The 24,939-nt window shown below is 71.5% G+C and carries 24 protein-coding genes and 1 pseudogene; 11 read left to right on the forward strand and 14 right to left on the reverse strand.

The annotated features are described in order from the left end of the window. Positions 1-47 precede the first annotated feature (47 nt). Positions 48-1,976: a molecular chaperone HtpG gene (gene htpG, locus GA0070561_RS26715; RefSeq protein ID WP_091406648.1), complete on the reverse strand. Its 1,929-nt coding sequence runs from the start codon at positions 1,974-1,976 to the stop codon at positions 48-50. A gap of 149 nt (positions 1,977-2,125) precedes the next feature. Here htpG and GA0070561_RS26720 point away from each other — a divergent pair, with 149 nt between their 5' ends. Continuing rightward, on the forward strand, positions 2,126-2,824 hold the full coding sequence (locus tag GA0070561_RS26720) for an SDR family oxidoreductase (RefSeq protein WP_091407316.1): 699 nt from the start codon (positions 2,126-2,128) through the stop codon (positions 2,822-2,824). Between the two features lie 60 nt (positions 2,825-2,884). Here the strand turns inward: GA0070561_RS26720 and GA0070561_RS26725 are convergent, their stop codons facing one another. Then, the gene (locus GA0070561_RS26725; RefSeq protein WP_091406650.1) at positions 2,885-4,336 is read right to left on the reverse strand and encodes a M28 family peptidase; all 1,452 of its coding nucleotides are present in this window, start codon (positions 4,334-4,336) and stop codon (positions 2,885-2,887) included. Positions 4,337-4,540: 204 nt separating this feature from the next. Here GA0070561_RS26725 and GA0070561_RS26730 point away from each other — a divergent pair, with 204 nt between their 5' ends. Then, entirely contained in the window at positions 4,541-7,309 is a 2,769-nt protein-coding gene (locus tag GA0070561_RS26730; protein WP_091406652.1) for an ATP-binding protein, read from the forward strand. A 14-nt stretch (positions 7,310-7,323) separates the two neighbouring features. Here the strand turns inward: GA0070561_RS26730 and GA0070561_RS26735 are convergent, their stop codons facing one another. Next, a complete protein-coding gene (locus GA0070561_RS26735) occupies positions 7,324-8,082 on the reverse strand; it encodes a hypothetical protein (RefSeq protein WP_091406655.1) in 759 nt (252 codons plus the stop codon). Then, positions 8,079-8,579 (reverse strand): SigE family RNA polymerase sigma factor, encoded by a 501-nt coding sequence (locus GA0070561_RS26740; protein ID WP_091407318.1) that lies wholly within the window; start codon positions 8,577-8,579, stop codon positions 8,079-8,081. The genes GA0070561_RS26735 and GA0070561_RS26740 overlap by 4 nt, the downstream gene beginning before the upstream one ends. 138 nt (positions 8,580-8,717) lie before the next feature. Here GA0070561_RS26740 and GA0070561_RS26745 point away from each other — a divergent pair, with 138 nt between their 5' ends. After that, complete coding sequence (locus tag GA0070561_RS26745; RefSeq protein WP_091406657.1) at positions 8,718-9,548, forward strand: DUF3152 domain-containing protein; 831 nt, start codon at positions 8,718-8,720, stop codon at positions 9,546-9,548. A 13-nt stretch (positions 9,549-9,561) separates the two neighbouring features. Here the strand turns inward: GA0070561_RS26745 and GA0070561_RS26750 are convergent, their stop codons facing one another. The 3 genes and pseudogenes from GA0070561_RS26750 to GA0070561_RS34800 form a co-directional block, all read right to left on the reverse strand. Further along, the gene (locus GA0070561_RS26750; RefSeq protein WP_091406658.1) at positions 9,562-10,221 is read right to left on the reverse strand and encodes a hypothetical protein; all 660 of its coding nucleotides are present in this window, start codon (positions 10,219-10,221) and stop codon (positions 9,562-9,564) included. Positions 10,222-10,345: 124 nt separating this feature from the next. Then, the gene (locus GA0070561_RS34795) at positions 10,346-11,050 is read right to left on the reverse strand and encodes a S1 family peptidase (RefSeq protein WP_425798352.1); all 705 of its coding nucleotides are present in this window, start codon (positions 11,048-11,050) and stop codon (positions 10,346-10,348) included. A gap of 3 nt (positions 11,051-11,053) precedes the next feature. Next, positions 11,054-11,632 (reverse strand): annotated as a pseudogene (locus tag GA0070561_RS34800) (snapalysin family zinc-dependent metalloprotease); the annotation flags it as partial. A 136-nt stretch (positions 11,633-11,768) separates the two neighbouring features. Between GA0070561_RS34800 and GA0070561_RS26760 the strand changes: the two are divergent. Continuing rightward, positions 11,769-12,332 carry an AMIN-like domain-containing (lipo)protein gene (locus tag GA0070561_RS26760; RefSeq protein ID WP_091406659.1) on the forward strand — a complete coding sequence of 188 codons (564 nt, stop codon included), beginning with the start codon at positions 11,769-11,771 and terminating at the stop codon, positions 12,330-12,332. A 58-nt stretch (positions 12,333-12,390) separates the two neighbouring features. On the opposite strand, the gene GA0070561_RS26765 is transcribed toward GA0070561_RS26760, so the two are convergent. After that, entirely contained in the window at positions 12,391-13,365 is a 975-nt protein-coding gene (locus GA0070561_RS26765; protein WP_091406660.1) for a GlxA family transcriptional regulator, read from the reverse strand. Positions 13,366-13,513: 148 nt separating this feature from the next. Between GA0070561_RS26765 and GA0070561_RS26770 the strand changes: the two genes are divergently transcribed. After that, positions 13,514-14,152: an HD domain-containing protein gene (locus GA0070561_RS26770; protein WP_091406661.1), complete on the forward strand. Its 639-nt coding sequence runs from the start codon at positions 13,514-13,516 to the stop codon at positions 14,150-14,152. 70 nt (positions 14,153-14,222) lie between these two features. Further along, positions 14,223-15,086 (forward strand): NADP-dependent oxidoreductase, encoded by an 864-nt coding sequence (locus GA0070561_RS26775; RefSeq protein ID WP_244166449.1) that lies wholly within the window; start codon positions 14,223-14,225, stop codon positions 15,084-15,086. Between the two features lies 1 nt (position 15,087). Here the strand turns inward: GA0070561_RS26775 and GA0070561_RS26780 are convergent, their stop codons facing one another. From GA0070561_RS26780 to GA0070561_RS26805, 6 genes are all read right to left on the reverse strand, one after another. Continuing rightward, positions 15,088-15,666, reverse strand: coding sequence for a dihydrofolate reductase family protein (locus GA0070561_RS26780; protein WP_091406663.1), 579 nt, complete (start codon positions 15,664-15,666; stop codon positions 15,088-15,090). Beyond that, a complete protein-coding gene (locus GA0070561_RS26785) occupies positions 15,663-16,862 on the reverse strand; it encodes an RNA polymerase sigma factor (protein WP_091406664.1) in 1,200 nt (399 codons plus the stop codon). Before GA0070561_RS26785 ends, GA0070561_RS26780 begins: the two co-directional genes overlap by 4 nt. A 20-nt stretch (positions 16,863-16,882) precedes the next feature. Then, complete coding sequence (locus GA0070561_RS26790) at positions 16,883-17,236, reverse strand: YciI family protein (RefSeq protein ID WP_091406665.1); 354 nt, start codon at positions 17,234-17,236, stop codon at positions 16,883-16,885. Positions 17,237-17,272: 36 nt separating this feature from the next. Further along, positions 17,273-17,686, reverse strand: coding sequence for a DUF6069 family protein (locus tag GA0070561_RS26795; protein WP_091406666.1), 414 nt, complete (start codon positions 17,684-17,686; stop codon positions 17,273-17,275). A 314-nt stretch (positions 17,687-18,000) separates the two neighbouring features. Next, positions 18,001-18,828 (reverse strand): peptidoglycan-binding domain-containing protein, encoded by an 828-nt coding sequence (locus tag GA0070561_RS26800; protein WP_208603863.1) that lies wholly within the window; start codon positions 18,826-18,828, stop codon positions 18,001-18,003. Positions 18,829-18,994: 166 nt separating this feature from the next. After that, on the reverse strand, positions 18,995-19,369 hold the full coding sequence (locus GA0070561_RS26805; RefSeq protein ID WP_091406667.1) for an L-rhamnose mutarotase: 375 nt from the start codon (positions 19,367-19,369) through the stop codon (positions 18,995-18,997). Positions 19,370-19,514: 145 nt separating this feature from the next. On the opposite strand from GA0070561_RS26805, the gene GA0070561_RS26810 reads away from it, so the two are divergent. The 5 genes from GA0070561_RS26810 (at position 19,515) to GA0070561_RS26830 (ending at position 24,865) form a co-directional block, all read left to right on the forward strand. Beyond that, positions 19,515-20,195 (forward strand): response regulator transcription factor, encoded by a 681-nt coding sequence (locus tag GA0070561_RS26810; RefSeq protein ID WP_091406668.1) that lies wholly within the window; start codon positions 19,515-19,517, stop codon positions 20,193-20,195. A 13-nt stretch (positions 20,196-20,208) separates the two neighbouring features. Continuing rightward, positions 20,209-21,678, forward strand: coding sequence for a sensor histidine kinase (locus tag GA0070561_RS26815; protein ID WP_091406670.1), 1,470 nt, complete (start codon positions 20,209-20,211; stop codon positions 21,676-21,678). Then, a complete protein-coding gene (locus GA0070561_RS26820; protein WP_091406672.1) occupies positions 21,675-22,574 on the forward strand; it encodes a Gmad2 immunoglobulin-like domain-containing protein in 900 nt (299 codons plus the stop codon). Before GA0070561_RS26815 ends, GA0070561_RS26820 begins: the two co-directional genes overlap by 4 nt. A gap of 134 nt (positions 22,575-22,708) precedes the next feature. Further along, positions 22,709-23,338 carry a TetR/AcrR family transcriptional regulator gene (locus tag GA0070561_RS26825; protein WP_091406673.1) on the forward strand — a complete coding sequence of 210 codons (630 nt, stop codon included), beginning with the start codon at positions 22,709-22,711 and terminating at the stop codon, positions 23,336-23,338. A 33-nt stretch (positions 23,339-23,371) separates the two neighbouring features. After that, positions 23,372-24,865 carry an MFS transporter gene (locus GA0070561_RS26830; protein ID WP_091406675.1) on the forward strand — a complete coding sequence of 498 codons (1,494 nt, stop codon included), beginning with the start codon at positions 23,372-23,374 and terminating at the stop codon, positions 24,863-24,865. Positions 24,866-24,939 lie beyond the last annotated feature (74 nt).

Genomic DNA, 24,939 nt, shown 5'->3' on the forward strand with positions numbered 1-24,939 from the left:
CGGCGGGGCCCGCTGCTCGGGCGGCCCGCCGGCCGGGGGTACGCCAGTTACAGGGTGCGGGCCAGCCGGTCGGCAAGCGTCCGGGTGAAGCGGGCCGGGTCGGGCAGCTCACCGCCCTCGGCGAGCACCGCCAGGCCGTACAGCAGCTCGGCGGTCTCGGTCAGGGCGGCGGTGTCGCTGCCCTGCTCGTGGGCCTTGCGCAGGCCGGACACCAGCGGGTGACCGGGGTTGATCTCCAGGATCCGCTTGGTCGTGGGGATCTCGTGCCCCATCGCCCGGTACATCTTCTCCAGGGTCGGAGTGAGGTCGTGGGCGTCGCCGACGACGCAGGCCGGTGAGGTGGTCAGCCGCGACGACAGGCGGACCTCCCGGACGCTGTCGGTGAGGGTGGTCCCCAGCCAGTCGAGCAGCCCGGCGAACTCCTGTCGCTGCTGCTCGCGCTCGGCCTCGGCCTGCTGCTTCTCCTCGTCGGTGTCCAGGTCGATCTCGCCCTTGGCGATCGAGCGCAGCGGCCGACCGTCGTACGTGCCGACCCGCTCGACCCACACCTCGTCGACCTGGTCGGTGAGGAGCAGCACCTCGTGCCCCTTGGCCCGGAACGCCTCCAGGTGCGGAGAGTTCTCGATGGCGGCTCGGGACTCGCCGGTGGCGTACCAGATGTCGCTCTGGCCGTCCTTCATCCGCGACACGTAGCCGGCCAGGTCGGTGGGCTCGGCCGGGTCGTTGGTGGAGGCCACCGACAGGATGTCCAGCAGGGTGTCCCGGTTGTCGGTGTCGTCGATCAGCCCTTCCTTGACCACCGCGCCGAACTCGGTCCAGAAGGTGCGGTAGCGCTCGGCGTGGTTGGCCTTGAGGTCCTTGACCGTGGCGAGGACCTTCTTGACCAGGCGTCGGCGGACGATCTGGATCTGCCGGTCCTGCTGGAGGATCTCCCGGGAGATGTTCAGCGACAGGTCGTGCGCGTCGACCACGCCCTTGACGAAGCGCAGGTAGGGCGGGACCAGCGCCTCGCAGTCGTCCATGATGAAGACGCGCTTGACGTAGAGCTGGACGCCACGGCGGCCCTGCGGGGAGAACAGGTCCAGTGGGGCGTGGCTGGGCAGGAAGAGCAGCGCCTCGTACTCGAAGGTGCCCTCGCCCTTCATGTGCACGACCTCGAGCGGGTCGGCCCAGTCGTGGCTGACGTGCTTGTAGAACTCGTTGTACTCGGCGGCGTCGACCTCGTCGCGGGGCCGCGCCCAGAGTGCCTTCATCGAGTTGAGGGTCTGCACCTCGCGGGTGGCGGCCTCCCCGTCGGCGCCGGGGCGTTCGACGCTCATCCGGATCGGCCAGGCGATGAAGTCCGAGTAGCGCTTGACGATCTCGCGGACGGTCCACTCGGCGGTGTAGTCGTGCAGGTTGTCCTCGGTGTCGGCTGGCTTGAGGTGCAGCGTCACAGTGGTGCCCTGCGGCGCCTCGTCGACCGCCTCGATCGAGTAGGTGCCCTCGCCGGTGGACTCCCAGCGGGTGCCGCCGGTCTCGCCGGCCTTGCGGGTCAGCAGGGTGACCCGGTCGGCGACCATGAACGCGGCGTAGAAGCCGACGCCGAACTGGCCGATGAGGTCCTGCTTGGCGTGGGCGTCGGCGGACTCGCGCAGTTGGCGCAGCAGCTCGGCGGTGCCCGACTTGGCGATCGTGCCGATCAGCTGGACGACCTCGTCGCGGGTCATCCCGATGCCGTTGTCGCGCACGGTGAGGGTGCGGGCGTCGCGGTCGATCTCCAGGGCGACGTGCAGGTCGTCGGTGTCGGCGACGAGGTCCTTGTCGATAAGGGTGGCCAGCCGGAGCTTGTCCAGTGCGTCGGACGCGTTCGAGATGAGTTCCCGCAGGAAGACGTCCTTGTTCGAATAGATCGAGTGGACCACCAACTGGAGGAGCTGACGCGCCTCGGCCTGGAATTCCAACGTTTCGGCCTGGTTGCTCACACCGTCTCCCATCTCGGCTCGTGCGGAGGTTCGCGGAAAGGATACGAGTCGTCACCGGTCGGGGTGTGGGCGCGTCCGGGTCGTATTCCCGATCCGGCCAATCGCCCCCGTGACATACCTGACTTTGCTGCACAGAAGTCAGGTCGGATAGCGTGACCGCCATGAAGATCGCTGGAAGCACCGCCCTCGTCACCGGGGCCAACCGTGGCCTCGGCCGGCACCTGGCCGCCGAACTCCTCGCCCGGGGCGCCACCGTCTACGCCGGCGCCCGCAACCCCGACAGCGTCGACCTACCCGGCGTGACGCCGGTCCGCCTCGACATCACCGACCCCGCCTCGGTGGCCGCCGCCGCCGAGCTGGCCGGCGGCGTGAACCTGCTGATCAACAACGCGGGCATCGACACCCGGACCGACCTGCTCGACGGCGACCTCGACCTCATCCGGCTGGAGCTGGAGACCCACTACATCGGCACCCTGTCGACGATCCGGGCGTTCGCGCCGGTCATCGCCGGCAACGGCGGTGGAACGGTCCTCAACGTGCTCTCCGTGCTGTCCTGGTTCGGCTCCCCGATCCACCCGGCCTACAGCGTCGCCAAGTCCGCCGAGTGGGCGATGACCAACGTGCTGCGCGTGCAGCTCGCCGACCGGGGCGTCCGGATCGCCGGCCTGCACGTCGGCTACCTGGACACCGACATGGCAGCCGACGTCACCGGCCCGAAGTCCGACCCGGCGTCGATCGCCCGCATCGGCGTGGACGGCATCGAGGCCGACGCGTACGAGATCCTCGCCGACGACCTCAGCCGCCAGGTGCAGGCCGGGCTGGCCGGCGGCGTCGCCGCCCTCTACCCACAGCTCCCCTGACCCACGACGCGACGGGCCGCCACCGGAGAAACCGGTGGCGGCCCTTTCTCGGGTACGCGGTCAGCTCGCCAGCAACGTCACGTCGTCGATCACGAAGGTGGTCTGCAACGACGAGTCCTCGGTGCCGGTGAACCGCAGCGTCACCGTCTGCCCGGCGAACGCGGCCGCGTTGAGGCTGCGCTGCACGTAACCGGTGGCGGCGTTGAGATTCGAGTACGTCGCCAGCGTGGTCGAACCCGCCTGCACGGTGAGTCGGTCGTACGCCGTGGAGCTGGTGGTCTCGGCGGTGTCGATGTGCAGCCAGAACGACAGCGTGTACGTGGAGCAGCCGGCCGGCAGGGTCACCGACTGCGACAGGCTCTCGGTGCGGGTGGTGCCGAACCCGTTGAGCCACGCCTTGTACGACCCGGTCCGGGCCGGCTGGCCGCTGGCGTTGGTGATCACGCCGGAGGACGCGGTCCACGGCGTGGTGCCGCTCTCGAAGCCACCGTTTCCGACCACCTGGCCGCCGGTGCAGGTCGGGGTGCCGCCGCCCACGGCGAGCTGCCACAGCGCGTACGCGACACCGTCGGCCGCCCGGTTCAGCACTGTGGCGCTGACGTTGGCGGTGGTGTCGCAGGACCGGTGGTAGCACGGGTCGTACGCGGAGTTGGCGGTGCCGCCCCACTTGGCGGCCTGGGCGCTGGTCTTGCGGGCGCTGGCGCCGGCGGCGTAACCCGAGGTGGGGATCCCGGCCTGCTGGAAGTAGTAGTCGTCGGAGCGGCCCTGGCCCTCGACGTTCTCCTCCGGTTGCAGGCCCAACGAGTCCCAGTACGCCTTCAGCGGCGCCGCGGTGGTCGAGGTGACCCGGTTGATGAAGTAGCCGCCGTTGGTCGAGCCGACCATGTCGAAGTTGTAGTAACCCTTGATGTAGCCGCGCTGGGTGGCGCTGAGCGAGTTGACGTAGAACCGGGAGCCGTTGAGCCCCTGCTCCTCGTCGGTCCACCAGGCGAACCGCACCCGTTTGGTCATGGTCGGGTTCTGCGCCGCCAGGACGAGGGCGTTCTCCAGCAGGGTCGACGAGCCGGTGGCGTTGTCGTTGATGCCCGGGCCGGCCGAGACGCCGTCCAGGTGCGCGCCGAACATGACCACCTGGTCGGCCGGGCCGCCGGGCCACTCGGCGATGAGGTTGTTCGAGGGGTACCGGCAGCTGGAGCAGTACTGCTCGCTGACGGTGTATCCGGCCGACTGGAGCCTGGTCTTGACGTAGTTGAGCGAGGCGGTGTAGCCGGCGGAGCCGGCCCGTCGGTTGCCACCGTTGCTGGTGGCGATGGCGTTGAACTGGGTCAGGTGCGCCTGGACGTTGGTGATGGAGATGTCCGGCGCGGCCAACGCGGCGGCGGACGCGGCGATCGGCCGGGTCACCGTCGTGGCGGTCGGAGGTGACGCGGTCGCCGGTTGGGCGGCCAGCGGCACCGTCATCCCGGCGAACACGGCGAGCGCGATTCCCGCGCTCAGCGTTCTGCCTCTCATGGGGGCTCCTCGGGGTTGGAGAGAGATACCCGAGACACTGACAGATATCTATTTAATGAGCATCGGTCGTTCGTCCCGAACCGCCGCCGGTTCGACAGTGGGTACCGGCGTCGGCACAGGTGAGTAGAGGTGTCAGGATGGGTAGGTAACGCGGCAGGGGTCGTCGGGCCCGGAACGGGGGCTTGCGATGGGGTCGGATCGAGCGTGACACGACCCAGCACTGACCTGTTCGTCGGCGGCGGCGACACCGGGCGGTTGATGGCACAGCTGGACTGGGCCGACACCCCGCTCGGCCCGGTCGGCGAATGGCCGCAGAGCCTGCGCGCCGCCGTCCGGATGGTGCTCTCCTCCCGCTATCCCATGCTGCTGCTCTGGGGCGAGAGCTACTCCCAGCTCTACAACGACGCGTACTCGGCGCTGATCGGCGACAAGCACCCCGCCGCACTCGGCGACGACGTACGGGTGACGCTGGCCGAGGGCTGGCACGTGCTCGCCCCGCTGATCGAGGAGGCCATGGCGACCGGGGTGGCCAGCTGGGTCCCCGCGCTGCAACTGCTGCTGGAGCGGGCCGGCTACCGCGAGGAGGCGTACTTCAGCGTCTCGCACGCCCCGGCCCGTGACGACGACGGCCGCACCGTCGGCGTACTGACCGTGTGCAGCGAGGTCACCCAGCAGGTGGTCGGCGAACGCCGGCTCCGTCTCCTGCGCGACCTGTCCGTGCTCGGCGACGGGCGAACCGTCGACGTGGACGCCACCGGCGCTCGGCTGATCGACGTGATCGACGGCCACCCCCTGGACGTGCCGTTCGCCGCCATCTACCTGCGCGACGGCACGGCGCTGCGCCGGGTCGCCTGCACCGGCGGCGACCAGGGGCACGCTCGGGCCCTGCCGGACGCCGTCGAGCTGACCGACCCGGGCCCGCCCGCGTACGCCTGGGGGCTGGTGGACGCCGCCGAGGGCCGGGCGACCCAGGTGATCGACGTCGCCGACCGGCTGCCGCTGCCCGCCGGCCCGTGGAACGACCCGGTCCGCACCGCGCTGGCGCTGCCGCTGCCCTCCGCCGACGAGGATCAGCCGCTCGGCGTCCTGCTCGCCGGGGTCAGCCCCAGCCGAGGGCTGGACGAGGGGTACCGCTCCTTCCACCAACTGCTCGCCCAGCAGATCTCCGTGGCGCTGCGCAACGCTCAGGAGTACGAGGAGGAGCGGCGCCGGATCGAGGCGATGGCGGAACTGGACCGGGTCAAGACCGATTTCTTCGCCAACGTCAGCCACGAGTTCCGTACCCCGTTGACCCTGATCCTCGGCCCGCTGACCGACGCCCTCACCGACGCCACCGCGCCGTTGGCGGCGGTGCAGCGGGAGCGGGTGGAGACCGGCTGGCGTAACGCCACCCGGCTGTTGACGCTGGTCAACAGCCTGCTCACCTTCTCCAGCCTGGAGGCCGGGCGGGCGCGCAGCGACGCCCGGGTGGTGGATCTGGCCGCGCTGACCGCCGAGCTCGCCGGGGTGTTCCGGGCCGCCGTCGAGCGGGCCGGGCTGACTCTCGAGGTGAGCTGCCCACCGCTGCCCCGGCCGGTCGCGGTCGACCCGGTCAACTGGGAACGCATCGTCACGAACCTGCTCTCCAACGCGCTGAAGTACACGTTCATCGGCCGCATCCGGGTCACCCTCGACGCCGACGACGAGGAGGTGCGCCTCACCGTCGCGGACACCGGCATCGGCATCGCGGAACGGGACCTGCCGAAGCTCTTCGAACGCTTCCACCGGGTGCGGGGCGCCCGCTCGCGCAGTCACGAGGGCACGGGCATCGGCCTGGCACTGGTGCACGAGTTGGCCCGGCTGGAGGGCGGCGACGTGCGCGTGACCAGCCAGGTGGGCGTCGGCAGCAGGTTCACCGTGACGCTGCCCTGGTCGGCGGCGCACCGCACCGCGGTCACCGGGCCGGTGGTGGACGCGCGGGGTGACGCGGCACGCGCCGCCGTCGAGGAGGCGATGGGCTGGCTCACCGAACCGGACGACGCGCTGACCGAGCCCGAGCCGGCGTCCGGGCCGGCCACCGACGAGCTGGCCGGGGCCCGGATCCTGCTCGCCGACGACAACGCCGACATGCGGGCGTACCTCACCCGGCTGCTCACCGGCCAGGGCTGGCGGGTACGGGCGGTCACCGACGGCCGGCAGGCCCTCGACGAGATCCGCCGTGATCTGCCCGACCTTGTCCTGACCGACGTGATGATGCCGGTGCTGGACGGCTTCGACCTGGTACGCCGACTACGCGCCGACCCGACGACCCGGACGCTGCCGGTGCTGGTGCTCTCCGCCCGCGCCGGCGGAGAGGCCAGCGTGGAGGGCCTGAGCCTGGGCGCCGACGACTACCTGGTCAAACCGTTCGCCGCGGCCGAGTTGATCGCCCGGATCCGGGCCAGCATCCGCCGCGCCCGCGACCGTACCCCCGCCGCGGTGATCGGCGGCGACCCGACGACTGTCGCTGCCGCGGCTCCCCCGGCCCCGGTCGGCCCCGTTCCGCCGACCCCGGTCGTCGAACCCGTCCGTGACGCGTCCGTGGTCGTGGAGGGGCCGGCCGACCCGGACGGGCTGGGCGACCTCCTGGACGTCGGATGGACCTACCCGTCCGCGCCCACCTCCGCCGCCGCGATGCGTCGGGACGTCCGGGGCGCACTGGGCGAGCTGGACGTCGACCCGGACGTGCTGGAAGATCTCCTGCTCGCCGCCTCCGAGGCCATGAACAACGCCGTCGAGCACGCGCAGCGGCCCAGCCGCCCGGAGGTGCGGGTGCGCGTCCAGGTGGGTGGCGGCCTGGTCCGGATCTCGGTACGGGATTTCGGCACCTGGCGGGACCGCCGGCCGGCGATGGACCGGGGGCGCGGCGCGCTGCTGATGAACGCCTACGGCGACGTACGGCTGGTCTCCACCGCCGAGGGGACGACGGTGACCATCGAGCGTCGACTGGCCTGAGCGCCGACGGTGCGTCAGAGTCGGCGACCGCTGGCGTCGCGGGCGATGATGCCGTCCAGCCGCTCCCCCGGAGTGAGCCGCGCCGGGTCGAACCAGAAGATCAGCACCTGCTTGTCGCCACTCCATGGCGCCACTCGGGCGTCGACCTGCCGACCGTCGACGGTGCCGATGATCCGCTTGGCGGGGCCGACGAAGTAACCGAAGGTGGGCACCGGCGCGGCGAAGCGCTCGTCGTAGCCGATCTGGTGGAATCCGGCGCTGCGGTCGCTGCCCTCCACGTCGTTGACCAGGATGTCGGTGCTCAACGAGCCGTCCGGAGCCTGGCGACCGGCGGCCAGTCCGATGGACACCTTGGGTTCGCCGGGCACTGACACCGGGACGAAGTAGTAGACCCGACGCTCGGCGCCGTGCCGCAGCCCGCTGTCCACGATCTGCCCCAGCGGCTTAGGTGGCGGCTCGTCGCGGCCCACCGTCGGCGGCGGCGTGGAGCCCAGCGACTTCTCCGCCCACGGCGAGACACCGACCGACGGTGGAGCGACGGCGACCGGCGGTGGGTGCTCGGTCGGCACCGGAGCGCCGGGCCCGGACGCGCCGACCGCCACCACCACGACCACGGCGGCCAGGCCGGTCGCGAGCGTCGCCGCCCCGGCTCCGGCGACCCGCCGACGGGTACGCAGCCGACGTCCCTCGCGCATCACGGTGGCCAGGTCGAGCACGGCGTCGGGGCGTTCGGTCGCCCGCATGGCATGGCGGAGCCGGTCCAGTTCGCTCATCGACGCGCCTCCTCATCGGCCGTGCGGGGCGTGGCGCTGCGCAACTTCTCCAGCGCTCGTGAGCTGGTGCTCTTGACCGTGCCGACGGATACGGAGAGTTCCCGGGCCACCTGCGCCTCCGGCAGGTCGAAGTAGTAGCGCAGGACGACGATGGCGCGCTCCCGGGGGCTGAGCGCACCGAGGATGGTGATCAACCAGCGCCGGGTGGTCACGTCGTCGGCCACGTCGCCACGCCGCTGCTCCGGCACCTCGTCGGTCGGGTACTCCCGCATCGGCCGCCGCCACCCGTCGACGAGATGGTTGACCAGCGTGCGGCGGGCGTACCCGTAGGCGTCGTCGTCGTGGATCCGCGACCACGACGCGTAGGTGCGCACCAGTGCGGTCTGCGCGGCGTCCTCGGCCTGGTGGTGGTCACCGGTCATCAGGAACGCGGCGTGCACCAGTCGCGCGGACGCCGCCCGCGCGAACTCGACGAAATCCGCGTCACCCCGCGCCACCGCGAACCCTCCCCGTGCCACAGAGCTAGAGACGGGCGAGGTCGGCAAAAGGTTGAGCCCTGTGTCACATCAACTTTTCGCCACGGTCACCCGTCTTCTCCTCCGCGCCGCCGCCGAGCGACGCGCGAGGGGAGAGACATGTCGACGAAGGCTACCCGCCGCTGGGGTCCCGCCTCGATGGCGTCGCTGCTGGTGGTGGCGCTGCTCACCGGGTGCGGCCTGCCCGCCGCCGGGCAACCCGCCACCGACCCGGTCGCCGCCGGGCCGCTGCCCAACGGACCGGCGACACCTGTCGGTCGGCCGACCGGGGCCGCCGAGGTCCGACCCAGTTCCGCGCCCGTCATCCCGGTCAGCTACCCCGCCACCGGCGGTAACCGCTGGTCGGTGGCGCCCGGCGAGACGACCCCCGAACGCGCGACGGCCGGCCGGTTGCTGCGCTACCGGGTCGCCGTGGAGCGCGACATCCGGGGCCTGCCGGCGAAGGACATCGCCACGGCGATCACCACGACGTTGAACGACCCACGCGGGTGGACGGCGGGCGGGGCGTGGCGGTTGCGCCGGGTCGGTGCCGGCGAACCGACCGACTTCACCATCTACCTGGCGACCCCCGGCACCCGCGACACCCTCTGCCAGGACGTGCCGGACGCCTACACCTCCTGCCGCAACGGTGGCCGGGTGGTGCTCAACGTGGCGCGCTGGGTCAAGGGGGTGCCGGGCTACGGCGCGACAGTGGAGACCTACCGGCAGTACATGGTCAACCACGAGGTGGGGCACAAACTCGGGTACGGCCACGAGCGGTGCCCCGGGCGGGGCCGGCCGGCGCCGGTGATGCAGCAGCAGACGCTGGGCCTGCACGGCTGCACCGCGAACGCCTGGCCGTACCCGAAGGGCAAGGCCCGCTACAGCGGGCCGGTCGGGGCGTACGACGACGCGATCCCCCGGCGTGAGGGCGCCTACTCGGCATCGTGAGGACGGCGTGCCCTCAGGTTTGCCGGCGGCGCTCCTGTTCGAGTCGCTCGTCCTGCCGGCCCATCTCGTAGATGGCGTTGAGGCTGGTCGGCAATCGGCTGACGTTGTCCGGCACCGGGCCGGGATCCGGCTCCGGGCCCGAATCCGGTACGGGTCCGGGGTCCGGCCGGGGCGCGGCGGCGGCAGGAACCGGGGCCCGGCGGCGCAGGAGCAACAGCGCCAGCACCCCGAGGACCACCACGACCAGCAGGTACGACGCGGGTGGCCAGGCATTGCGGGTGGGGTTGGCGAGCGCCGGCGGGGCGATCGGTGCGGGGGTGTGGCCGTCGCGCGGCGGCACGGCGACCTCGTGGGTGCCGGTGCCCTCCCCGGCGGTGCGGCGATCGGGTGCTGCGGGTGCGGGGACACCACCGCCCGCCGACCGGGCGGGCTCGGGGATCACGATGGGTTCCGCCGGACTGGGCCGACCGGCGACCGGTGGCCGACTCGGCGTGGTCGCCCCGGTGGGGGTGTCGCTCGGCGTCGGAGCGGCACTGGGCGTGTCGCCACCGAGCAGGTCGTCGACGATCCGGCCGACGCCGCCGACTATGTCACCGAGCGGGTTGGAGGTGGCCGACGGGGACGGCGCGGGTGCGAGGGCAAGGGTCAGCGCGAGAACGACGACGGTAGGCATGACGCCACCTCCGATGTGCCGATATGCCACGCACCGTATCGCATCGTGGGATCGCGTGGGTGACACCGGCACACCGGGGCGGGGACGCGTCTGACGCTCGCCCCCGCCCCGGTGTCGCTGATGGTCAGACCGGCAGGCCACCCACCTGAGTGGAGATCCACGATCGGATCGACGGCAGGTCGACGTAGATGGACGGGCCGGTGGCGCAGGTGGAGTTGTTGTTGCCGGCCCGACTCGTGGCGCCGATCAGGTTCCACACTCCGCTGACCCGGCGCACCTGCGGGCCACCCGAGTCGCCGTAGCAGGCGCCGGAGTTGCCGTTGGTGTTGTTGGTGCAGATCTCGTACGGGCCGTTGATGCCGGAGCACCGGCTGTCGGCCACGATGGACGTGTCGAGTTCGTTGGCCACGGCCGGGGCCGAACCGCAGCCCCGCGGGGCGCAGGTCTGGCCCCAGCCGATGATCCGGGTGGCGGTGCCGACCGCGCCCGAGGTGCTCGGGATCGGGGCCGGCGCGTACGTGACCGAGCTGGCCAGTTGCAGCAGCTTGACGTCGACGCTCGGGTGGTTCACCGCCCGGGTCACCCGCACCACGGTCCCGCCGCTGGAACGGTTGATGCTGCCCACCCGCACCGAGGACGGCGTCGAACAGTGCTTGGCGGTGACCGCCCAGTTGCCCTTGATCAGCGTGCCGGTGCAGCCGGAGACGTACACCATGAAGGGGTAGTTCTCCGTGGCCGGTCGGCCGCCGACCACCAGCGGGCTGATGTCCGAGGCGCCGTTCCAGGTGTACGTCGTGCTGGCCGGTGCGGCCAGGGTGCCGGCGAACAGCGAGTTCACCCGGCTCGCCTCGGCCGCGCTGGGGTTCGCGTTGCGGCAGGAGACCGGTGCGCTGCTGCCGGACATCAGGTCGGAGCAGAGCCCGGTGCGTCGGTCCGGCAGGCCCAGGATGTGGCCGACTTCGTGGGTGGCGATGCGGGTGCGGTCGTAGCCCTGGTTGACGGCCGTGCGGCCCATCCAGATCCGGCCCGAGCCGAGACCGGTCGGCTGCGCGCGGGGCCAGCCGTCGTCTACGTAGATGGTGATGCTGGCCGGGGTGCCGGCCAGGAGTCGGACGTTGCTGACCCGGCTGTTCCAGATCTGCGCCGCCTGGTCGAAGTTGGTACGGAACTCGCCGGTCCGGCTCGCGTCGTAGTAGACGGTCCGGACGGCGGCGGCCGGCGTACCGGTGGCGAGCTGCATCCCGGCCGCCGCCAGGATCGCCACCAGCATGGCCAGCGCCGCGCGTCTCAGTTGTCCTCGGAACATCGGGTACTCCCCTGCGGTCGTCCGGCGGCCGTCGGCCACCAGTTCATCGATGCACGTAGATATTAATGTGACGGCGGTCGATGTTCGGCATAGCGGAAGCGTCATACCGGCGACGTGGACGCTGTTACCCAGCGGTTACGCCGCGGCGAAGCGCCCGTGCCGGGGCAGGACGACGGTGGCGGCAGAGGGTCACCGGCAGAGCCGCCGCGACGTGACCCCGGTACCGAACGGAGAAATCACCATGAGGATCAGGAGCGCACTGACCGCGTTGACGGTCGTCCTCGCCGGGCTGGTCGCCAGCGCCGGCAGCAGCACCGCCGCGGGCACCACTACCGGAGCGCCGTACTGCGGGATCACCTGGGGTAGTGCGGAGAAGGCGGCCGGCGCACTGAGCGGCGCCCCGCTGATCGACGTACGGACCGGCCGGCACGACTGCTACGACCGGGTGGTGTTCGAGTTCAACGGCCCGGTCGACGGTTACGCGATCGGCTACGGCGAGACGTGGACCGAGGGCGAAGGGCTGCCGTTGTCGCCGTACACCGCCGGCAGGGCGCTGCTGCGGGTCTCGCTGCGGGCCCCGGCGTACGACGATGACCACCTGGGCACCGTGCCCTACGCGGTCGGCGAGCACGTGGGGAACCTGCTGCGCTACCCGACGCTGCGCGACGTGGTGTTCGGCGGCAGCTTCGAGGGCTACAGCACCTTCGCCGTCGGCGTACGGGCGCGGTTGCCGTTCCGGGTGCTCGTGCTCGCCGGTCCCGGCACCCACAGCCGGGTGGTGCTCGACGTTGCCCACCAGTGGTGATCGGAACCGGCCGGTCCGCTTGGCCGTCCGCCGAGGTGAGGCGGACGGCCAGGCGAGGCTAACCCGGCTGGGCGCGGCGCGCCGTGGCGAACCGGCGTTGGTAGGCGGCCGGGCTGATCGACAGCTTCCGGGCGAAGACCCGTCGCATGCTCTCGTAGCTGGGGAAACCGGCTAGGGTCGCGGCCTGCGTCGCGGTGTGGCCCTGATCGAGCAGCGCCCTCGCCATGTCGAAGCGGATGTTCTCCACGTAGCGGGCCGGCGTGGTGGACAACTCGTCGTGGAAGAGCCGGGTGAGCTGCCGGGTGCTCACGTTGAGGTGTCTGGCGAGTTCGGTGAGCGAGTGCTCCCCACGGGGGTTCGCCGTCACCACGTCGGTGATCGTCCGCAGCGCCGCCGAGCGGGGCGGCGGTCCCTGCAGAGGCGCGGAGAACTGGGACTGGCCGCCCGCACGCTGCATGTACACCACCAGGGCGCGTGCGACGTCGCGCGCCAGGTCGGGCCCGTGGTCCTCCTCGACCAGCGCGAGCGCCAGGTCGATACCGGCCGTCACCCCTGCCGAGGTGTACGTGGTGCCGTCGCGAACGTAGATTGCGTCCGGCTCGACGCGGCACGCTGGATACCGGGCGGCGAGCTCGTGCGCGACCTGCCAGTGCGTGGTCGCACGCTTCCCGTCGAGGACGCCAGCGGCGGCGAGCACGAACGCCCCGGTGCAGATCGAGGCGACCCTTCCCGCGACCGCCACCGGTAGGCGTACGGCGTCGGCCAGGTCCGCGGGCACCTGGGTGCGCGGATAGTGGTCGGACCCGGCCACCAGGAGCGTGTCGAAGGTGGGCTCGGCAGAAACGGCACCGTCAACCGCCATCCGAACCCCGAGACTTGACGTGACATCCGCCCCGGTCGGCGACAACAGCACGATCCGGTAGTCGGCGCCGAAGCGGTTCGCCTCCTTGAACACCTCGGCCGGACCGGCGACATCCAACAACGTCACCCCGTCGTAGACGAAGACCGCGACGCGATGCGGACCGGTGTGCATGTGCTCATTGGTAGCACGCCGTTACCGACCATGAACCGTGTCCGGATATGAGGGATTCCTGGCCGGACAAGGGCGGCGGCGTACGACGATCGGTGGGCAGCATGGAGGACGTCAGCACGTCCGCACACTGCCGGAAAGGTCGGAGGACATGTCAGAGGTCATCGGGGGGTTGGAGATTCCTGAGACGGGGGCGGTAGCCGCAGCGACCAGGCACATCCAGGAAACGACCAGACCGGTCATTTACCACCACTCCCGGCGGGTTTTCCTCTTCGGTCTGATTCACGCTCACAGACTTGGCGTGAAACCGGACCCGGAGCTGCTCTACCTGGCGGCCATGTTTCACGACACCGGCCTCCTGACCCCGTTCTCCGACGTCGAGCAGCGCTTCGAGATCGACGGCGCCGACCACGCGCGCGCGTTCCTTCTCGGCCGGGGCTTCTCCACTGCCGCCGCCGAGACCGTGTGGACGGCGATCGCGCTGCACACCTCGCCGGGCATCCCCGACCGGATGGGCCCGGAGATCGCCACCACGTACCTCGGCGTCCTGACCGACGTGCTCGGCCTCGGTCTGGACGGGCTGGAACACGATCAACTGGGCGACATCCTCGCCGCCCACCCGCGAGGGGACTTCAAGAACGAGTTCCTGCGCGCCCACGTCGACGGGCTGAAGAACCGCCCGGAGACCACGAACGGCACCGTGAACTCCGACATCCTCGAACACTTCATTCCCGGCTTCCAGCGCGTGACGACTGTCGAACGCATCGTCGGTTCGCCCTGGCCGAGTTGATTGGACGCCCATGCGAGCGATCACCGTAAGCGACCGTGACGCGGGTGTCGGCGGGCTCACCCTGACCGACATGCCGTACCCCCATGCCGCGGAGAACGACGTCATCGTGCGCGTCCACGCCGCTGGTTTCACCCCCGGCGAACTCGACTGGCCGGCGACGTGGACCGATCGCGCCGGCCACGACCGGACACCCACCATCCCCGGGCACGAGCTGTCCGGAGTCGTGGTCGAACTCGGTTACGGAACCACCGGGCTCACCGTGGGCCAGCGGGTGTTCGGGCTGACCGACTGGGCGCGCAACGGATCCCTGGCCGAGTACACCGCGGTGGAGGCTCGCAATCTCGCTCCGCTCGCGGCCGACATCGACCACGCCGTGGCCGCGGCGCTGCCCATCTCCGGACTGACCGCATGGCAGGCACTGTTCGACCACGCCCACCTCGCGCCGGGCCAGACCGTCCTGATTCACGGTGCCGCAGGCGGCGTCGGCTCGATCGCCGTTCAACTCGCCCGGGAGGTGGGCGCCCACGTGATCGGCACCGGCCGAGCCGACGACCGTGACGTCGCGCTCGCTCTCGGCGCGCAGACCTTCGTCGACCTGGCCGCCGACGACCTGCACCAGGTCGGTGAGGTGGACGTGGTGCTCGACGTCATCGGCGGCGACATCCTCCAGCGATCGACCGACCTGGTACGCCCGGGCGGCACCGTCGTCACCATCGCCGCGCCGCCCACCGTTGCGCCGAAGGACGGGCGAGCCGTCTTCTTCGTCGTCGAGCCTGATCGCGCCCGGCTGATCGACCTTGCCCATCGTCTGCGGAGCGGACGGCTCAAACCCATCGTCGGCGGCGTCCGGCCGCTGCACGAAACGGCCTCGGCGTTCGCCCGTCACCAGCGCGCACCGGGCAAGACGATCATCCAGGTCGCTGACGAACAGTGACTCAGGCGTGCAGGGTGGGCCGATAGACGAGCTCCTGGGTACGACCGTCGAGGGTCCGGCTTTCGATCAACTCCAGGTCGAAGTCGGCCGCTCCCTGAAAGATCGGCTCGGTGCCGGTCTGTCCGGTGATCACCGGGAAGAGCGTCACCTGGACGAAATCGACCAGCCCGGCGGCCATCAGCGCCCGGTTCAACGACAGGCTGCCGTGCGATCGCAGGGGCACGGCGGACTCCTCCTTGAGCCGGGCGACGACGTCGACCGCGTCACCGCGCACGACGGTCGCGTCCGGCCAGTCGAGGGGGCCTTCCAGCGTGTTCGACACCACGGTCGCCGGGAGGTTCCTCATCTGCGTCACCCAGGCGTCGCGGACATCGGACTCCTCGGTGCTCGCGGCCAGCATCTGCGCGAAAACCCGGTACGTGTTGGCCCCGAAGAGCATGCGCTGCTCCGCGCTGTACACGGACAGGCGGTGCGCGAGCAGTTCGGGGCCCTGCTTTCCCCAGTAGCCGCCCCAGTTGCCGCTGGTGGTTCCGAAGCCGTCGAGGCTGGAAAAGACGTCGATGGTGTAGGTAGCGGTCATGATGTTCTCCGTTCACGGGTGAGCTCGGTACGACGGGTCTGCAGGTAGGCCCGCTCGGTCTCGTTGGTGGCCAGTGCCGCGGCCTGGTCGTAGGCGGCTCGTGCCTCGTCGTTGCGTCCGAGCCGGGCGAGCAGTTCGGCCCGGGTGGCGGGCAGCCGGTGATAGCCCGGGAGGTCGATGCCCTCCAACGCGGCGAGGGCCACCGCCGGTCCGTGCACCTCGGCGACGGCGACCGCACGGTTGAGCGCCACGACCGGGGTTGGCGCGAGAGCGAGGAGCTGGTCGTACAGCGCCAGGACCTGCGGCCAGTCGGTGGCGGCGCCGTCGGTGTGCACCGCGCTGATCGCGGCCTGGATCTGGTACGGGCCGGGCCGGTTGCGGCGCAGGCATCTGCGGACCAGGTCATGGCCCTCTGCGATGAGCGGTCGGTTCCACAGTGACCGGTCCTGGTCGGCCAGCAGCACCAGGTCGCCGGTCGGGCCGAGCCGGGCCGGGCGGCGCGCCTCGGTCAGCAGCAGCAGGGCGAGCAGGCCCAGGACCTCGGGCTCGTCGGGCATCAACGCGGCGAGTTCGCGGGCCAGCCGGATCGCCTCGGCGCACAGGTCCGTTCTGATCAACGGACCGGCGGTGGACGCGTAGCCCTCGTTGAACATCAGGTAGAGCACCGCGAGGACGGGCGGCAGCCGGTCCGGCAGCTCATGTTCGGCCGGCACCCGGTACGGGATGGCGGCGTCGCGGATCTTCTTCTTGGCGCGCACGATCCGCTGGGCGACGGTCGCCTCCTGGACCAGGTAGGCACGGGCGATCTCCGGTACTTCGAGGCCGCCCAGCAGGCGCAGGGTGAGAGCCGTCCTCGCCTCCGGAGCCAGCGCCGGGTGACAGCAGGTGAAGATGAGTCGCAGCTGGTCGTCCCGCACCGGTCCCACCTCCGAGGGCTCATCCTGGTGATACAGCAGCAGGGCCTGGGCGTGCCGGGCCTCGCGGGTCGACTCTCGGCGAAGACGGTCGACGGCACGGTTGCGTGCCGTGGTCACGATCCAGGCCCCCGGGTTCGGCGGCAGGGTCTGCCACTTCTGCAGCGCCGTGGTGAAGGCGTCCTGGACGGCCTCCTCGGCGAGGTTGATGTCACCGAGGAGGCGGGCCAGGGTGGCGACGCAGCGGCCGTACTCCGCGCGGTAGATGCTCGCCAGGTCCATGTCGGGAGACCGGCTGCCGGTCAGGCCTGGGACAGGTCGTCGAAGGGGCGCACCTCGATCGGGCCGCAGGCCGCCGCACACCTCTCGGCCCAGGCCAGCGCCGCGTCCAGGTCCGCGCACCTGATGACCCAGAACCCGGCGATGTGCTCCTTCGTCTCGGCGAACGGCCCGTCGCTCATGGCGGTGGTGCCGTTCTCGACCCGGACGACGGTGGCGCTGTCCGGCGAGGTGAGTCCCCCGCCGAAGACCCAGGCGCCCGCGGCCTGCATGTCGTCGTTGATCCGGCCGGTCTCCCTGAACATGGTCTGCGTCTCCTCGTCGGACGGCGTCGGTGCGCCCTCGACGAAGTGCACGGACAGCAGGTACTGCTTCATGACGATCCTCCGGTAGCTCGGTGGGACGGGAACAGGTCAGGCGGCCAGGCGGCGCGCGACGGCGGGGATCACGATCGCGGCCGCGACGAGGTGGGTGAGCATCAGCAGCGCCTTGGTGGCCGCCCCGGCGTCGGCGATCACGTCCGGCACCAGGGACAGGACCGTCAGGACCACTGTCGTGCGGACGAACGTGAGCCGGGGGCGCCTGGCGAAACGCGCCAGCGAGGCGGCGATGATCACACCGATCAGCGAGAAGACGGCGGTCAGCACGCCGAACCCCGTCACAGGGATCGGGGCGCCGCCCAGCTCGAGGCTGATCCCGGCCAGGTGTCCGACGGCGGCGACGGCCATGGTGGCGATGCTCGCCGCGACCGTGGCGGCGACACCGGTCCGGATCAGCGCACCGACGTTCGACGTGGTGGCGCGGGTCGTGTTCGCAGTGGCGGTCATCGTGCCCTCCAGTGGGTGTGCGGCCCGTTGCGATGCCGGGCTCTCACCAGGGCTACGAACTGAACCGATCCCAATCGACAGCACGCCCAGAATTTTTGTCGACGAATTCTGACTTCGGAGTCTCGGGACATAGCGGACGAGCCCGACCACCGATTCTCGCAGCTCGACCGGCCGCGGCACCGCACGCCGCTCGGCGTGCGGTGCCGCTGGGTGGGTCGTCAGTAGGTCACGTAGGCGGTCACCGCGGCATCCGTCGGCCCTGCCGTCGTTCCACCAGCCCGTGTCCTCGGGCTCGGCGTTGGCATCACCAGGCCTCAGAGCGTGCGCTGATATTCCTCCCAGGTCCGCTTCGGGCTGACCGCCGGTCCGTCATCGACGCCCCGGTTGGCCAGGCCGTTACGACCGAGGTAATAGTCGCCGGCCTGGTTCTGCGCACCGGTCGACTGATCGGTGTCGGAGAGCGCGATGGCGTGGATGTGGTAGCCCCAGTCCCCCTGGGCCGGGGTCCGCAGCCACGCGGCAAAGCCCACGGTGCGCAGTCGACGCAACACGTCCGTCCGGACCGCCGAGGAGAGACCGCTGACCGAGAGGTCGAGCGCGCCGCCGCCGTCGTGCGTGCCGGCGGAAGCGCCCACACCACTGCTGTACGAGCCCTGCGTGATGCCGAGCTGGCGGCCGAGCAGGCGTTCGGCCTCGAACAGCATCGACCTGGTGCGGGTGTTCACCTGCACACCGCGCACTGTCACCACGCTGCCGGGCGAGATCGCCCTGACCACTGCGTAACGGCCCTCGCCGAGCGACCGCAGCGACGACGGACCGGGCAGACCTGTCGCGTCGAGACCGGTGTAGCCCAGCGACCGCTGGTACGCGGCGTACGCGGCGATAGTGCTGGTGCCGAAATGCCCGTCGACGTACGCCGACGAGAGCAGCCCTCTCGCCTGAAGTGCGCGCTCCACCAGCAGGACGCTGTCCTTGGCCCCCTCGGTCAGGGCGGTGTCCGGCCGACGCGGGTCGATCTGCGCCGCCTTGATCAGCGCCTCCATGTCCAGCTGCGGCAACGCGGCCGTGGCCGGGCCAGCCAGCGGTACGGCGCCGACCACCGCCGCACCGGCGGCGACCAGCAGGTTCCTTCTCGTGAGCACGCTTCCTCCGCAATAAATTGACGAATTGACATGACGGAATGAAGCTAGTCTTCAATGCGGAAGCTGAGTTGTCACCCCCCGCTGGGGCGTACGAACGTCCTCGGGATTGCCTGGCGCCGGTCGACACGGATGGCCGGGACCGGCCGGCCCCGACCATCCGTCTCAGCTAGCTGCCGGAGCCCTGCCGGGTCAGGTCGGGTGCCTGCCCGACCGCCTCGTCGGTGAGGTGCCAGACCTCCCGCATCGGAGCCCACCAGTCCCCCGATCCGGGCTCGGCGATCGACTCCTGACACGGGTCGGTCAGCTTCCACCACTCCTGCGTCTGCGGGTCCGCCGCGATCAGCCCCAGGTCGGCCTCGTAGTCGTCGCCCACGTACTCGTAGTAGCCGAAGAGCAGATCGTCGTGGAGGAAGATGGTGTAGTTGCGGAAGTTCGCCTCGCGCAGCGTCTTCTCCACGCTCGGCCAGACGGCGGCGTGCAACCGCAGGTAGGTCTCCCGCTGCTCGGGGCGGAGTCGGATCACGCAGCCATGACGTTTCACGTCGTGCCCTTTCGTGTGAGCTGGTTCAGGGGTCCGAAGCACCTGACCGTAGCGGTCGGACAGTGCCGGGAGGGGGCCAGCCGGCCGCCGATGTCGACCGTTTTGCCAGGACTACGCACTGTGGCGCCGGGTCTACCCTCGGGTGATGGAGGGCCGCGTGTTGGTGGTCGAGGACGACTTCTCGATCCGGGAGGTCACCGCCCTCGGTCTGCGCCGCGCCGGTTTCCGGGTCGACACCGCAGTCGACGGGCGGCAGGCCCTGGCCGCGTTCCGCGCCCACCCGGTCGACCTCATCGTGCTCGACATCATGCTGCCGGGTCTGGACGGGCTGGAGGTCTGCCGGGAGATCCGGCGGACCAGCCAGGTGCCGATCCTGATGCTGACCGCGCGCACCGACACCATCGACGTGGTGGTCGGGCTGGAGTGCGGCGCGGACGACTATCTGCGCAAGCCCTTCGACCTGCCCGAGCTGGTGGCCCGGGTTCGCTCGGTGCTGCGCCGGGTGAGCGTGCCAACCCCCTCGACCGTCATCGAGGTCGGCGACCTGGAGATCGACCCGGGCGGCTTCGTGGTCCGCCGGAACGGCCAAGAGGTGGCGCTCACCGCCACCGAGTTCCGCCTACTGCTGGAGCTGGCCCGCCGGCCCGGTCAGGTCTTCACCCGGGAGCTGCTGCTGGACCTGGTCTGGAACCACGACTTCCTCGGCGACTCCCGACTGGTCGACGTGGCGGTGCAGCGGTTACGCGCGAAGGTCGAGGACGACCCGGCGCAGCCACGGCTGATCCGGACCGTACGCGGCGCCGGCTACAAACTGTCGACGGGCTGACGGGGGGTCGGCGATGGCCGGACGCGCGGTGTTCCCCGGCCGCCTGCGGCGCCGGCTGACGATCGCGTTCGTCCTGGTCGCCGGCGTCTCGGCCGGGCTGCTCGCCGGCGGGACCGGGCTGCTGCTGCGGCAGTCCTGGTTGGACGCGTCCCTGCACGAGGCCGCCGCCGACGCCCGCTACCAACTCGTTCTCGCTGGGCAGTTCCTGCCGCTGACCGAGCAGCGCAGCACCGAACTGCTCACCAGCTTCGAGGCCAGCGGTCGGCACGTGCTGCTCGTCGACGGCCCGACCCGCGCCTCCCACCCCGCGTACGCCCCGGTGCTGGGCACCCGGTTGCGGGCCGTCGTCGCGGACGGGCGGCTCGGCTATCAGCGCTCCGCACCGAGGGAGCGTCCTCGGCTGCTGGTGATCGGCGGGCGCATTCCCGGCTCGACCGCCGAGCTGTACGTCCTCACCGTGGAGGACGACGTCGCCACCGACCTGGGGCAGCTACGCACCGCGCTGGTGGCCGGCTGGGTGCTCGTGGTGCTGCTCGCCGCCGCGGTGGGTCACGCGTTGGCCCGCCGCACGTTGGAGCCGGTGGGCCGGGCCAGCCGGGCCGCCCGGGCACTCACCGAGGGCCTGCTCGCCACCCGCCTGCCGGTACGCGGGCGCGACGAGTTCAGCGTCTGGGCGGCGACCTTCAACGAGATGGCCGAGGCACTGGAGTCGAAGATCGCGGCGCTGTCGGCCGCGCAGGCCCGCGAGCGGCGGTTCACCGCCGACGTCGCGCACGAGCTTCGTACCCCGGTGACCGCGTTGGTGGCCGCGGCGTCGCTGCTGCGCGAGCACCTCGACCAGTTGCCCGACGACGCCCGGCCGGCGGCCCGGCTGCTGGTCGGCGACGTGGTCCGGCTGCGCCGGTTGGTCGAGGATCTGATGGAGATCTCCCGGCTGGACGCCGGGCGGGAGCAGTTGGCCGTCGGGCCGGTCGACGCGTTGGCGCTGCTGCACGGCATCGTCGCGGCGCGCGGCTGGTCGCCGCGGGTGCGGGTCACCGGTGATCCGGTCGTGGCGCGCACCGACAGGCGTCGGCTGGAGCGCGTGCTGGCCAACCTGGTCGCCAACGCGGTCGAGCACGGCGGTGGCGAGATCACGGCCAGCGTGGCGGGCGCGGGTCCCCTGGTCGTCTTCGAGGTCACCGACGAGGGGCCGGGCATCCCGGCCGAGCACCTGCCCCGCGTGTTCGACCGGTTCCACCAGGTCGATCCGTCCCGCTCCGCGCCGGGCAGTGGGCTCGGGCTGGCCATCGCCCGGGAGCACGCCGAGCTGCTCGGCGGCGTGCTGAGCGTGCGCAGCGAACCGGGCGAGGGCACCCGGTTCCAGCTGGAGTTGCCCGCTGTCGGTCCCGCCGGCCCGCACGGTGACGTGCCGCACCCGGACGACCGCGCCCAGCCGGGTCCGGTTGGGCGTACCGCCGGCACGCCGGGCGGTGTGGGATGACCGGCTGCGGCGCGGTCGGACTTGGCGCATCGGCGCTGGTCACGGCGCTCCTGCTCAGCGGCTGCGGCACTCCCCGCTCCGGTGACCTCGGCCCGGCGCCCACCGCGCCGCCGCCGAGCGTCGCACCCACCGACCGCCCGGAACCCACCCCGACCCGGGTCGCGGAGCCGACGCCACCACCCATGAGCCGGGCGCCGGCTCCGTCGACGGCGGCGTCCACCGGCACGCGCCGGGCGGACCCGGTGACCATCGAGCTGTGGTACGTCCGCGCCGGGCTGCTCGTGCCGACCCGGCGCACCCGGCCGGCCACTGTCGCGACGTCCCGGCTGGCGCTGACCGAACTGGCCGCCGGGCCGAGCCCGGCCGAGGCCGCCACCGGGATGATCACCCTGCTTCCGGCCGGCGTCGAGGTCACCCGCATCGCCGACGGCGTGGCGACGCTGGGGGTGCCGTCCGCCGGCGACCCGGCCACCCGGCGGCTGCGCGAGGCGCAGGTGGTGTGGACGCTCACCCAGTTCCCCAGCGTGCGTCAGGTCCGCCTCGACGGCGCGGCCCCGGTCGACCGGGGGGACTACGCCGACCTGCTGCCACCGATCGTGGTCACCGGCCCGATCCCCGGCGAGCGCGTCTCCGCCCCGCTCGTCGTCACCGGCACTGCCACCGTGTTCGAGGCCACGGTGAGCGTCCGGGTGCTGGACGCCGCCGGCCGGGAGGTGGCCACCGGTTTCGGCACCGCCAGTTGCGGCAGCGGCTGCCGGGGTGGCTACCGGGTCCTGGTCGGCTGGCGCACGGTCCGCGAACAGAAGGGCACTGTCGAGGTGTACGAGGTGTCCGCCGAGAACGGCGCGCGGATCAACACCATGGCCGTGCCGGTGGTCCTCGCCCCCGGCGGCTGAGCCCGTTCACCCGCCGGACTCCCGGTGGAAACGCAATCGTTTTGTCGGCTGGGTGCGAGGCAACTCACGAAAGCCTGCACTATCAGCCAACCGCGAACTAGGGTCAGTACGACATCGTTTCGCAGGGGGTCGGGATGCTGGGTGGTCAGCAGGTGGGCGCGGGTGCCGGGGTGCCGGCAGCCCGGGCTCCGCGCTGCACCGACAGCGACCTGTTCACCGTCGTCATCGACACCCTGCGCGAGGTCGGCTTCGACCGGATGACCATCGACGCCGTCGCCGCCCGCGCCCACGTCAGCAAGGCCACCATCTACCGACGCTGGGACGGCAAGGCCGAGCTGGTCGTCGCCGCCCTGCGCGACCGGCAGGTGGGTGTGCACAACCCGCCCGACACCGGCTCCCTCCGTGGCGACCTGATCGAGTTGCTGCGGGCCACGGCCGCGATCTGCACGGCCGACTGCGACCTCATGCAGGCGTTGACCTTCGCCATGCGGACCAACCCCGAGCTGGAACGGCTGGTGCGTCACCAGGTGCTGCCGGCCGGGCGGGTGGCCAGCACCGCCATCCTGGTCCGGGCCGCCGCCCGCAGGGAGATCCCGCCGGAGGCCGGCGAGCGGGAGCTGTTCCACGATCTGGCGCCCGCGCTCACCATGTCCCGCATCGTCGCGCACGGCCTACCCGCCGATGACGCGTTCCTCACCCAGGTCGTCGACGAGGTGCTGATCCCGGTACTCCGCTATCAGCACGACCGTCCGTCGCCGGCCTGATTCACCGATATTCGCAACACGGAAGGCTTCACCATGCCCGGAACCACCTCGACCGCGCCCGGCGCGCCCAACGCCGGGACGTCGACAGGCGCACCGCACCCGCGGCGCTGGATCGCGCTGGCGGTCATCGCGGTCTCACAGCTGATGGTCGTCCTGGACGCCACGATCGTGAACATCGCACTGCCGCAGGCCCAGGCCGACCTGGGGATCACCGACGCGAACCGGCAGTGGGTGATCACCGCCTACACGCTGGCCTTCGGTGGTCTGCTGCTGCTCGGCGGTCGCATCGCCGACTACTGGGGACGCAAGCGCACCTTCCTGGTCGGCATGACCGGTTTCGCGCTCGCCTCCGCCCTGGGTGGTCTGGCCACCACCGGTGAGATGCTCTTCGCCGCCCGCGCGTTGCAGGGCGCCTTCGGCGCGCTGCTCGCCCCGGCCGCACTGGCGCTGCTCACCGTCCTGTTCACCGAGGCCACCGAGCGGGCCAAGGCCTTCGCGGTGTACGGCGCGATCGCCGGCGGTGGGTCGGCGGTCGGCCTGCTGCTCGGCGGGGTGCTCACCGAGTACGCCGACTGGCGCTGGTGCCTGCTGGTCAACATCCCGGTCGCCGCCATCGCCATCGCCTTCGCGCTGCCGCTGGTGCCGGAGAGCCGGGCCCACGGCAACACCCGCTACGACGTGCCCGGTGCGATCGTGGTGACCGCCGGCCTGGTCTCCCTGGTCTACGGCTTCACCAAGGCCGCCGAGGACGGCTGGGACGCCACCGCGACGCTCGGTTTCATCGCCGCGGGCGTGGTGCTGCTCGCCGTCTTCGTGGTGATCGAGCTGCGCTCCAGCCACCCGCTGCTGCCGCTGCGGATCCTGCTGGACCGCAACCGGGGCGGGGCGTTCCTCACCTCGACGCTGATCGGCGCCGGCCTGTTCGGGGCGTTCCTGTTCCTGACCTTCTACTTCCAGGTGGTGCTGCAGTACAAGCCCCTCGAAGCCGGTCTCGCGTCCCTGCCGGTCACCGCCGGTGTGCTGATCGCCGCGGGTGGCGCCAGCCAGCTGATGCCCCGGCTGGGTGCCAAGCCGCTGATGGTCGCCGGTTCGGCGCTCGCCGCCCTGGGCATGCTGGTGCTGACCCAGATCGACGTGGACACCTCGTTCCTCACCCACCTGCTGCCCGCGCAGGTCGTCCTGGGCCTGGGGCTGGGCTTCACCTTCGTCCCGCTGTCCAGCCTCGCCCTGGTCGGGGTGCCGGAGCACGACGCCGGCGCGGCCAGCGCGACGCTCAACGCCACCCAGCAGATCGGTGGCTCGCTCGGCACCGCGCTGCTGAACACCTTCTACACCAGCGCGGTCGCCGCCTATCTGGTCGGCCGGGCGCCGAACCCGGTCAACCAGGTCGAGGCGCTGGTGCACGGCTACCGGGTGGCCTTCGCCTGGGGCGCGGCGCTGATCGTGCTCGCCGGACTGGCCACCCTGGTCCTGGTGAAGGTCCGCAAGGAGGACATCCCGACCGGCAACACCGTGCACATGGGCTGAGCCTGACCGACGTGGCCGCCGGCCGGAGCGTCCCGACCTCGGGGCGGGCCGGCCGGCGGCCACGTCCGGTAGCG

Source organism: Micromonospora saelicesensis (genome assembly GCF_900091575.1).
GTDB classification, from domain to species: Bacteria; Actinomycetota; Actinomycetes; order Mycobacteriales; family Micromonosporaceae; genus Micromonospora; species Micromonospora saelicesensis.

What these genes read in the sequence shown, in the direction of transcription:
- htpG (WP_091406648.1), bottom strand. Translation starts at nt 1,976, where the DNA reads ATGGGAGACGGTGTGAGCAACCAGGCCGAAACGTTGGAATTCCAGGCC.
- GA0070561_RS26720 (WP_091407316.1), top strand. Translation starts at nt 2,126, where the DNA reads ATGAAGATCGCTGGAAGCACCGCCCTCGTCACCGGGGCCAACCGTGGC.
- GA0070561_RS26725 (WP_091406650.1), bottom strand. Translation starts at nt 4,336, where the DNA reads ATGAGAGGCAGAACGCTGAGCGCGGGAATCGCGCTCGCCGTGTTCGCC.
- GA0070561_RS26735 (WP_091406655.1), bottom strand. Translation starts at nt 8,082, where the DNA reads ATGAGCGAACTGGACCGGCTCCGCCATGCCATGCGGGCGACCGAACGC.
- GA0070561_RS26745 (WP_091406657.1), top strand. Translation starts at nt 8,718, where the DNA reads ATGTCGACGAAGGCTACCCGCCGCTGGGGTCCCGCCTCGATGGCGTCG.
- GA0070561_RS26750 (WP_091406658.1), bottom strand. Translation starts at nt 10,221, where the DNA reads ATGCCTACCGTCGTCGTTCTCGCGCTGACCCTTGCCCTCGCACCCGCG.
- GA0070561_RS26760 (WP_091406659.1), top strand. Translation starts at nt 11,769, where the DNA reads ATGAGGATCAGGAGCGCACTGACCGCGTTGACGGTCGTCCTCGCCGGG.
- GA0070561_RS26765 (WP_091406660.1), bottom strand. Translation starts at nt 13,365, where the DNA reads ATGCACACCGGTCCGCATCGCGTCGCGGTCTTCGTCTACGACGGGGTG.
- GA0070561_RS26770 (WP_091406661.1), top strand. Translation starts at nt 13,514, where the DNA reads ATGTCAGAGGTCATCGGGGGGTTGGAGATTCCTGAGACGGGGGCGGTA.
- GA0070561_RS26775 (WP_244166449.1), top strand. Translation starts at nt 14,223, where the DNA reads ATGCCGTACCCCCATGCCGCGGAGAACGACGTCATCGTGCGCGTCCAC.
- GA0070561_RS26780 (WP_091406663.1), bottom strand. Translation starts at nt 15,666, where the DNA reads ATGACCGCTACCTACACCATCGACGTCTTTTCCAGCCTCGACGGCTTC.
- GA0070561_RS26785 (WP_091406664.1), bottom strand. Translation starts at nt 16,862, where the DNA reads ATGGACCTGGCGAGCATCTACCGCGCGGAGTACGGCCGCTGCGTCGCC.
- GA0070561_RS26790 (WP_091406665.1), bottom strand. Translation starts at nt 17,236, where the DNA reads ATGAAGCAGTACCTGCTGTCCGTGCACTTCGTCGAGGGCGCACCGACG.
- GA0070561_RS26795 (WP_091406666.1), bottom strand. Translation starts at nt 17,686, where the DNA reads ATGACCGCCACTGCGAACACGACCCGCGCCACCACGTCGAACGTCGGT.
- GA0070561_RS26810 (WP_091406668.1), top strand. Translation starts at nt 19,515, where the DNA reads ATGGAGGGCCGCGTGTTGGTGGTCGAGGACGACTTCTCGATCCGGGAG.
- GA0070561_RS26815 (WP_091406670.1), top strand. Translation starts at nt 20,209, where the DNA reads ATGGCCGGACGCGCGGTGTTCCCCGGCCGCCTGCGGCGCCGGCTGACG.
- GA0070561_RS26820 (WP_091406672.1), top strand. Translation starts at nt 21,675, where the DNA reads ATGACCGGCTGCGGCGCGGTCGGACTTGGCGCATCGGCGCTGGTCACG.
- GA0070561_RS26825 (WP_091406673.1), top strand. Translation starts at nt 22,709, where the DNA reads ATGCTGGGTGGTCAGCAGGTGGGCGCGGGTGCCGGGGTGCCGGCAGCC.
- GA0070561_RS26830 (WP_091406675.1), top strand. Translation starts at nt 23,372, where the DNA reads ATGCCCGGAACCACCTCGACCGCGCCCGGCGCGCCCAACGCCGGGACG.